Raw genomic sequence first — 9,082 nt, 5'->3', positions numbered from 1 at the left:
GCGGCGAGGGCGCTGAGTCCGGTGACGTCTTCATCACCAACAAGGGCCTGATCGAGACAACCGGACACAGCTCTGACGGCATTCTGGCACAGGCCATCGGCGGTGGCGGCGGCCTGGGCGGTTCGACCCGCACCATCGGCTTCCAGATCAGCGGATCGAAGGGCGACACCCAGAACACCATGACCCTGTCGTTCGGCGGCAAGGGCGGTGAAGGGGCCATTGGCGGTCGGGTGTTCGTCGAGAACACCGGACGTATCCTGACATCCGGCCAGTCCGCCTATGGTATCCGCGCGCAGTCCATCGGCGGCGGCGGCGGCATCGGCGGCTCGGCGGTGGCGGCGAGCATTCAGGGCTCTGCCGACAGCAATGCCATCGAGCTGAACGTCGGCGGCTTCGGCGGCGAGGGCGGTCGGGGTGATCTGGTCGATGTGACCAACACCGGCCTGATCTATACCAAGGGCGATTTCGCCGCGGGTATCAGCGCCAACAGCATCGGCGGCGGCGGCGGTGAGGGCGGTCTTGTCTTCTCGCTGACGGCCATCGCGGCCCCTGAAAAGGACGCCCACCGTCTGGTGACCAATATCGGTGGATCGGGCGGTGACGGCGGTACGGGCGGCTCGGTGATCGTCCGCAACAAGCCCGCCGATCCTGCCGACGAACTCAGCGGCCTGATCATGACCGAGGGCAAGCAGGCCTATGGCATTCTGGCCCAGTCCATCGGCGGCGGTGGTGGTCGCGGCTCCTCCGTCATCAATATCCAGGGCGGTGCCACATCGCGCTACAGCACCGTGCTGGGCTTCTCTCTGGGCGGTCAGGGCGGCGACGGCAACAAGGGTGGCCAGGTGGATGTCGTCAACGAGGGCGTCATCTACACCAAGGGCGATGACGCCTATGGCATCCTGGCCCAGTCCATCGGCGGCGGTGGCGGCAATGGCGGCATGGCCGTGACCGTGAATGCCATCGTCAATCCCGATCTGAACCTGACCGAAAACCCACTGCAATCGCCTATGGCCAGCATCGGCGGCTTTGGCGGTGACGGCGGCGGCGGAGGCCTGGTGCAGGTCAGCAACAGCGGCACCATCCTGACCACGGGCAGGAACGCCCACGGTATCGTCGCCCAGTCGATCGGAGGCGGTGGCGGCAATGCCAATGTCGGCTTCGGCATCGGCGGCCTCAGCGCCTCTGGTGGCGTCTCGACCGTGCTGTCGAATGCGATCGCCTTTGGTCTTGGCAATCTGGGCGGCGGCTCGGGCGGCAAGGGCGGCGAGGTCAAGGTCGAGCATAGCGGCGACATCACCGTGCTGGGCGACGGTGCCGTGGCGATCAAGGCCGAGAGCATCAACGGCGGCGGTGGCTCGCTGGTGATGGATCTGGCGGGGATCGTTGGCCTGCCGGGTATTCCCTATGTCGGCAAGGTCGGCCTGACGCCGCGTGAAGACCCGCTGATCGGTTTCCGTGTGGGGGCCATCGGCGCCACCGGCATGAACGCCTCCAAGGTGACGGTGAACTCCACCGGCACCTTCCAGACGGCGGGTGACCACGCCATTGTCGATGCGACCCAATCGCTGGCAGGCGGTGGCGGCACCACCATCATGAATGTCGATCTTGCAGATTTCCATGCCGAGATGGGGGCCAAGGCTATGGCGTTCGAGGTTGTTCTCGGTGGCATGAATGGCACCGATAATGTGGCGGCGGACATTTCCAGTATCCACACCGGCCATCTGACCAGCTTCGGCGACCTTTCAACAGGTGTGCTGGCGCAGGCCATCGGTGGCGGCGGCGGTCGTGGCGTATTCAACATCACCACCGAACATGATGCGACGATGGACACGGTTTCGATCGGCCTTGGCGCAGCCAATACGACGGGCGAGTCCGCAGGCAAGATCATCCGCAGGACCAGCGGTGCCGTGACCACTGTGGGCACCAAGAGCTTTGGCTCCGTGCTCCAGTCGATCGGCGGCGGCGGCGGTTCCGCCATCGTCAATCTGGGCGTGGCCAATGAAGGTCTGAACCTGACGCTCGGGGCCAATGGCGGCTCGGGTGCGAATGGCAATGCAATCGACGCGACCTATGATGGCGGCAGCCAGACAACAGGAGCCGGTGCGGTCGGCCTGCTGATGCAAAGCATCGGCGCGGGTGGCGGTGAGGTGCGGGCCAATGGCGCGGACCAGACCACTGTCACTCTGGGCGGTCGGGGCGGCGTGTCCGGCGATGCGGGCGATATCGATCTGCTGCACTCGGGGCCTGTCTATACGGCGGGTCGGATGGCGCACGGTGTCATTCTGCAATCCATCGGCGGTGGTGGCGGTGCCGTATTCGGCACCGGCGCAGACACCCGGGTGAACCTGTCGTCGGACAATACGGGTAATGGCGGCGCGATCGCCTTCACCCAGAACGGGCACACGGTTGTGGCCGGTGACGATACCTATGGCCTGATCGCCCAGTCTCTGGGCGGCGGCGGCGGCTGGGTTGACGGTGCCCATATGGGTGCTGCCGGCGGTCGCGGCGCGGGCGGCGACATCGACCTGACCTTCAACGGCATCGTCTATGCGACAGGCACCAACAGCACGGCTGTGTTCGCACAGAGCCAGGGTCGTGACGGTGCGGGCCAAATCAATCTGGACCTGACCGACGCTGTCCGTGGCGGCTCGGGTACGGGTGTGGGTGTCAGCCTGATGGGTGGTGCCGATAATCTGGTCACCATCCGAAACAGCCTGTCGGCGGTTTCGGGTCTGGCGATCCGTGCGACGTCGGGCGACGACCGTGTGGTCAACAACGGCTTTGTGGCAGGCAATGTCGAACTGGGGGGCGGCGACAACCGCTTCATGAACAGTCAGGATGCAAGCTTCCTGGCGTTCGACCGCATTCTTCTGCGTGACACCCAGATCGGTGCCCGTTCCGCATCGCTGGTCCCGCAAAGGGTTTCGGCCTCGGCGCAGGCTGTTGCCGGTGGCGAAGCGACCTTTACCAATGCGGGCCTGTTCCGTGTGGGACTGGAAGCTCCGGCGTGGTCGATCGATCTGGCCAATGGCGAGGTCTACGACAATCTCGACCGCATCGCTGCAGCGGCAGAAAATGTCTATTACGGTGCCCGCGTCATCACCGAGGTCGATCTGGACGGTCACTTTGTCCAGACCGATACGGGACGCAGCGTATTTGACGTGGCCTTTGGCCCGTACGCTTCGGACCGGGTCAATGTCTCGGGTGATGCCATCGTTGGCGGCCAACTGTCGATCAACCTGCTTTGGCTCGAGAATGTCGACCGGGTGACCCTGTTTGCGACCGGTGGCGAAGGCATTGTCACCGCTGCCGATCCTGCGGGCACGCTGGCACTGGACTTCAGACTGGTCGGTGACAATGCAGGGGTGCATCTGGAACTCGACAGCCACTTTGGCCTCGGTTTCATGCGCCCGAACGAGCAGCGACTGGGCGGCCATCTGGACTCGGCCCTTCAGGAGGGCGGTGCATCTGGTATCGGCCGTCTGATGTCGGCGCTGGGCAATATGGTTGCGGGTCAGGAAGACCTCTACAACGCCATTTTCCACGACCTGAACCCCGAAGGCCATGTGGCCGCGCTACAGACCCAATACCTTGGCGCCACGCGGTTTGCCGACAGGATGTTCGGTTGCGGCCTGGGCCGCGATACGGCGCTTGAACGTTGCGTCTGGGGTGTGGGCTCGACCACGGCCTTCGATCAGGAGGAAACGGGACAGTACTGGGGCACGACCAGCCGCATCTACAATGCCCGCTTCGGGATCGAGCGGCGCCTGGACGCGGAGTGGACGCTGGCCGCCTCTGCCGGATACAACAGTCTGGCCCGCCAGACCGTGGACGGCGGTCGCATGAATACCCAGGGCGACGGTTTTGACGTTGGCGTGGGTCTCAAGCGTGAGTGGGCGGAAGGCACCGACCTGTCCCTGACAGCCAGCGCCGGTTGGCAATGGCTGGAGAGCCAGCGTTACGGCTATGTGTTCGATGCCATGACCGGCAGATCGACCGGCGAAAACGGTTATATGCAGGTGGGCGGCGAACTGGGTCACACCGTTCGTGCAGGGGCCTTCTTCCTGCGTCCGGCGGTGAATGTGCTGGCCACGGCGCTTCGCAACGGTGATTTCGAGGAAAGCGGCTGGGGCGGCATGGGGGCCCGCGTCCTTGGGGACACCCAATGGATCGCCTCGGTAGAGACGAAAGTCACGACGGGTTGGACCTTCAGGGCCACAGAGAACGTGAAGGCCGACTTTGCCCTGACGGCAGGCCGTGTGCATCGTTCGGAAGACGGCATCGCACTGCCTGTGCAGATGATCGGGGCGTCAACTTCGTCCGACCCTGCGATGATCACCACGCCACTGGACCGCAGCGCATGGAAGCTGGGTCTGGAGGCGCGTGTCGTTACACGTGACGGGGTGTCGTTCCAGGCCGGATATGACGGACAACTCGGCGACAAGGCCGACGTCCACACCGGCTCGGTCAGCGTCCGCTGGACCTTCTAGATCCATCCCCGAGTAACTCAAAAGGGGCAGGTCCAGCGGACCTGCCCCTTGTTTTTTCAATATGCCCGACCTCAGTCGCCGCTCAAGGACCAGCGGCAGGGCAGGGCCTCGATCACTTTTTTGGCCGCGGCATTCATGGCGGCAAAGCCGGCCTGATCACGGGTTATGCCGCTGACGGCGATCCGCTTGGCGGGGATGTAATAAGTTACCGTGCCCCAGAAGCCCGAGTGCCAGAACCCTTTGTTGCGCCAGTCAGGCTCGTCCTGTGATGTGGCCATCAGGCCGAGGCGGTAAAGCTGCCCACCTTCGTGCGACAGGGCGCGGGTCATTTCTGACAGGGTACGCGGATGTTCGAACACCTGATCCTCGAACAGGGCAGCGAAGAACACGGCCAGATCGCGTGCGGACATGATCAGGCCGCCGCCCCCGTAAACATCGATCGAGCCATGCAGGCGGTCGATGTCCATCCCTTTCCACGTTTGGCGCGCCTTGGGCAGGGCATCGGCGGGCGGCATTTCCGCGACCTCCCACCATGTGTCGGCAAGGCCGAAGTCGTCAAAGCGCAGTTGTTCGCGCACGGCTTCGTGAAGGGGCTGGCCCGTGACCTGTTCGATGATGTCGCCAAGGATCACATAGCCCGTATCGGCATAGACGAACCGTGTGCCCGGCGCATGCAGGGGCCCGCTGAACGACGCCGACAGTTCCACCTGTTCCTGCCGGGTCCAGTGATGGTCGGGACGGTCCAGCCACATCTGCTGGTAGCGTAGGTCCGACGCATGGTCATAAAGGCCGGAGGTATGGTTCAGCAGGTGACGGACGGTGATGGCGCGCGTGTCATAGCCAACGGTTTCCAGCGGGGCCATGAGGCTGGCGGAGGCCAGATCGGCAATCGGCGCATCCAGATCCAGACGGCCCTGTTCCCACAGGCGCAGTATCGTGGCGGCCGTAAAGGTCTTGGTATTGCTGGCGGTCCGCACGGGGCTGCGTTCTGTCAGGTCGTGCACCTGTCCAGACTGACCCTGCCCGGCCACTGTCAGGGCGATGCCTTCGGGAACGCAGCCCCCCATGATGTAGATCACCGACGGGTGGTCGAGGTCGGCGACGGCGGCATTCAATGCCTCCATATCCACCCCCACAGAGGTATGGCCAAACATGATGGCGGCCACGGCCAGCGAAGCTGAAGTCATTGGAGTGCTCCGGCCCTGAAATCAGGTGTCGGGTGTCAGTTGCTCGAACGACAGCCGCCAGCCTTTCGGGGTTAGGGTGAAGATGTTGAGACCCTGACCGCCCCCCGAAAGGGCACGGCCATCCGCCATCGTGCCGCGATAGGCATAGGTGAATGTACAGGCGGCGTGATCCTGAGCGACGAACAGCCACTTCTCGTCGTTCATCGAATAGATTTCGTCAGGCAGGATCGACCAGGTGTGCATGAAGGCGGCACGCGTTGCGTCCAGCCCGTCATGACGCTTGTTCGCAAACACAAAGACCGGATGATCCGACATGACCCGCTCTTCCAGCAGGTCGAAATCATGTCGGTTGATCAGGTCGCGATAGGCGTCGAACGTGGCCTGCGGTGTGTCGGCCGCAGCCATCGCGCAAACGGGCAGGGCGGCGACTGTCGCCGCGCCCCATCCGATCAGTGCGCGGCGGTTCAGACCATCAGGCTGCGGCATAGGTGCGGCCATAGGTGGGCGCAGACAGGCTGGAGGCCTGTGAGGCCGTGCGAACCATCTCCATACGCAGGATGCGGGGGCTGGCTCCGAAACGCTTGAATGCCTTGGCGATGGGCGAGTTGGACGGTTCGTCCGACAGGCTGATGCGGCGGCCACGGCTGCGGGCGGCGAGGGAGGACACAAGCCCCTCGGCGGACGACGGGCATTCCGCGACGGCATCCACCAGATGGGTCAGGCCGGCACGGTTCTGTTCGACCGCATAGGCGGCAATGCCGTTCGGCCCGCGCCAGCCAAGGATGGTCAACTGATCACGCTCGACAGCACGCATCACGCCGGGCAGTTCGCGTTGCCACGGGGCGGCGCTGACGCCGACGTGCAGGCGGTTGTGCAGGGACGGCAACTCTTCGATGCTAAGCGGGACCAGCGGATCGGCGGCACTGCCGACGGCCGGGCTGTTGAAGCTGCACAGGCGGCGGCGGTCCACATATCCGGCATTGGCGTACAGGCGACGCGCACGGTTGGTGTTGATGACCTCCAGACGGCTGGTACGGATGCCCTGCTGATCCATTTCGCGCGTCTGCGAGCGCATCAGGGCCAGGCCGATACCACAGCGCCGATGGGACGATACGACCCCGAAGCCGCCGATCCATGCCGTGTCACCGTCGCGGCCTGCAAAGGACAGACCCACAGGCTGGTTGTCCGACAGGGCGATCTGGGACAGTTCAAGACACATGCCGGACATCCGGATGAACCGATCCAGTTCATCCTCGGTGAAGGGCAACGGGACGGGATAGTTGGAGTAGACCTCGCGCCACAGCAACGTCAGTTGACCCATCGACAGGGTCGCTGCGGGTTGAAAGGCTAGGACGGGGCTTCTCACGGCTTTCTCCGTTCAGTCTGGGCAGTGCTGCGTTTCCTCTGTCGCGTTGAAAGCATACCCGTCCTGCGGCCATCCAGCGGCAGAACCGTGGAGGGACGAAAGACACCAGATCGATATGTACGGGAGGGCTACGAACTTCCTCGGCGACCGTGGTTACATCCTAGTTGCAAATGGAACTAGTAAAAGTGAAATCGCTGTAACGGCCAAGCCATAATTGGATCATTACGGCGCTGTAATATTTGGTGTTTTGGGAACCTTGAGGGGCCGGTTTTAATGATAACGGCCAAGTTTAAATAGGTTCCCGCCTTGATAATGACGTTATGCGTCCGGTGCGGTCGAGACGACCGATCGCAGACGATTCCACATGGCCCGTGGATCGGTAAGGGCGGGTGAGACGGCGATGCCGATGGTCCGCTCGAAATTATAGCCCCTGATTCCGATCTGGCTCATGTCATCGCTCTGGAGCGACAGAGGGGCGGTGGTGATGCCCAGCCCGCTCTCGACCATCGACAGACACAGGGCGTCATTGTCCGAACGCAGGGCAAAGCGGGGGCGCACCCCACTGTGGGTGAAGAAACGGCTGGTGTCCTGCAGCCGTTCGCAGGCGCGACGGGCGATCATGATCTCGCTGGCCAGTTCTTCAGGCGGGACATCGCGTTGACCCGCCAGGCGGTGATAGCGCGGGGCCAGCATCACATAGGGCTCTGTGAAAAGGGCCAGTTCCTGCGGGTCGTCGGCCCTCAGCAGCGTTAGCGCCGCATCGATACGCCCTGCGGCCATCGCATTGCGCAACTCATGGGCCGAGCCTTCGACTAGTTCAGGTTCCATATCCGGTTTCAGGGCCGATACAGCGCGCCGCACAAGACGGGGCGCGAGGGTGCGCAGCACACCGAGGCGGATGTGCGGCCAGCTATCGCGTGCCGGGGCATTCAGGCTTTCTGCGGTGCGAAAACCCTGTTCCAGCTGGCGGGCGATGGGCAGCAGGCGCGCGCCCGCCTCGGTCAGGCGCACGTGTTTGCGGTCGCGGATGAACAGCTTGGCCCCGACCGTCTTTTCCATTTCGGCGATGCCGACCGACAGGGTCGGCTGGGTGATGCGGACGCGGGCGGCGGCGGCGGTGAAACTGCCGCTGTCGACGACAGCGAGGAATTGGCGAACGTGAGAGCGTTTCAACATAGAAAAAACCTATCTGAAACTTCACGAACTTTCCATTTATCGAAAGGTGAACCGCGCAGTACCTTTTCCCCAACGAGGAAACGCATCCCAGAACAAGGACAAAGTCCCATGCGCGCGACACCCGATTTCGATTTCGGCCTGACTGAATCCGCCCAGATGATCCGCGACAGCGCCTCGCGCTTTGCGGACGAGCAGATTGCCCCGCTGGCCGCCAAGGTCGACGCCGAGGACTGGTTCCCGCGTGAGCTGTGGCAGCCGATGGGTGAGCTGGGCCTGCACGGCATCACGGTCGAGGAAGAATGGGGCGGTCTTGGCCTTGGCTATCTGGACCATGTGATCGCGGTCGAGGAAGTCAGCCGTGCCTCGGCCTCCATCGGTCTTTCCTATGGGGCCCACTCCAACCTGTGCGTGAACCAGATCCGCCGTTGGGGCACGCAGGAGCAGAAAGACAAATACCTGCCCAAGCTGGTGTCGGGCGAGCACGTCGGCTCTCTGGCCATGTCGGAAGTGAACGCGGGTTCCGACGTCGTCAGCATGAAGCTGCGCGCCGACAAGGTGGAGGGTGGCTATCGCCTGAACGGCACGAAATTCTGGATCACCAACTCCGCCTATGCCGACACCCTGGTGGTCTATGCCAAGACCGACATGGAGGCGGGCAGCCGCGGCATCACCGCCTTCCTGATCGAGAAGGACTTCGCCGGGTTCAGCATCGGCCAGAAGATCGACAAGATGGGCATGCGCGGCTCGCCGACCGCTGAGCTGGTGTTCGAGGACTGCTTCGTGCCGGAAGAGAACGTCATGGGGCCGCTGAACGGCGGCGTGGGGGTCCTGATGTCGGGTCTGGACTATGAGCGCGTGGTGCT

Annotated in this window: 6 protein-coding genes; 2 read left to right on the top strand and 4 right to left on the bottom strand. The window is 63.6% G+C overall.

Features of this window, described 5'->3' with window-relative positions:
• Positions 1–4,490, top strand: a 4,490-nt coding sequence (locus B3H86_RS06750) for an autotransporter outer membrane beta-barrel domain-containing protein (RefSeq protein ID WP_292052240.1), incomplete at its 5' end; no start/stop codon positions are given.
• Positions 4,491–4,561: 71 nt separating this feature from the next.
• Here B3H86_RS06750 and B3H86_RS06745 read toward each other — a convergent pair.
• From B3H86_RS06745 to B3H86_RS06730, 4 genes are all read right to left on the bottom strand, one after another.
• A complete protein-coding gene (locus tag B3H86_RS06745) occupies positions 4,562–5,677 on the bottom strand; it encodes a serine hydrolase domain-containing protein (protein ID WP_292052239.1) in 1,116 nt (371 codons plus the stop codon).
• 21 nt (positions 5,678–5,698) lie between these two features.
• Positions 5,699–6,163 (bottom strand): DUF4440 domain-containing protein, encoded by a 465-nt coding sequence (locus B3H86_RS06740; RefSeq protein ID WP_292052238.1) that lies wholly within the window; start codon positions 6,161–6,163, stop codon positions 5,699–5,701.
• Complete coding sequence (locus B3H86_RS06735) at positions 6,150–7,043, bottom strand: GNAT family N-acetyltransferase (protein WP_292052237.1); 894 nt, start codon at positions 7,041–7,043, stop codon at positions 6,150–6,152. The genes B3H86_RS06740 and B3H86_RS06735 overlap by 14 nt, the downstream gene beginning before the upstream one ends.
• Before the next feature lie 318 nt (positions 7,044–7,361).
• Complete coding sequence (locus tag B3H86_RS06730) at positions 7,362–8,219, bottom strand: LysR family transcriptional regulator (protein WP_292052234.1); 858 nt, start codon at positions 8,217–8,219, stop codon at positions 7,362–7,364.
• A 108-nt stretch (positions 8,220–8,327) separates the two neighbouring features.
• Between B3H86_RS06730 and B3H86_RS06725 the strand changes: the two genes are divergently transcribed.
• On the top strand, positions 8,328–9,082 hold a 755-nt coding region (locus B3H86_RS06725; protein WP_292052232.1), incomplete at its 3' end, for an acyl-CoA dehydrogenase family protein.

It is taken from the genome of Brevundimonas sp. UBA5866 (genome assembly GCF_002432125.1).
GTDB lineage: Bacteria > Pseudomonadota > Alphaproteobacteria > Caulobacterales > Caulobacteraceae > Brevundimonas.
Note: the sequence above shows the minus strand (reverse complement) of the source record. Positions and strands in the feature narration are given on the sequence as shown.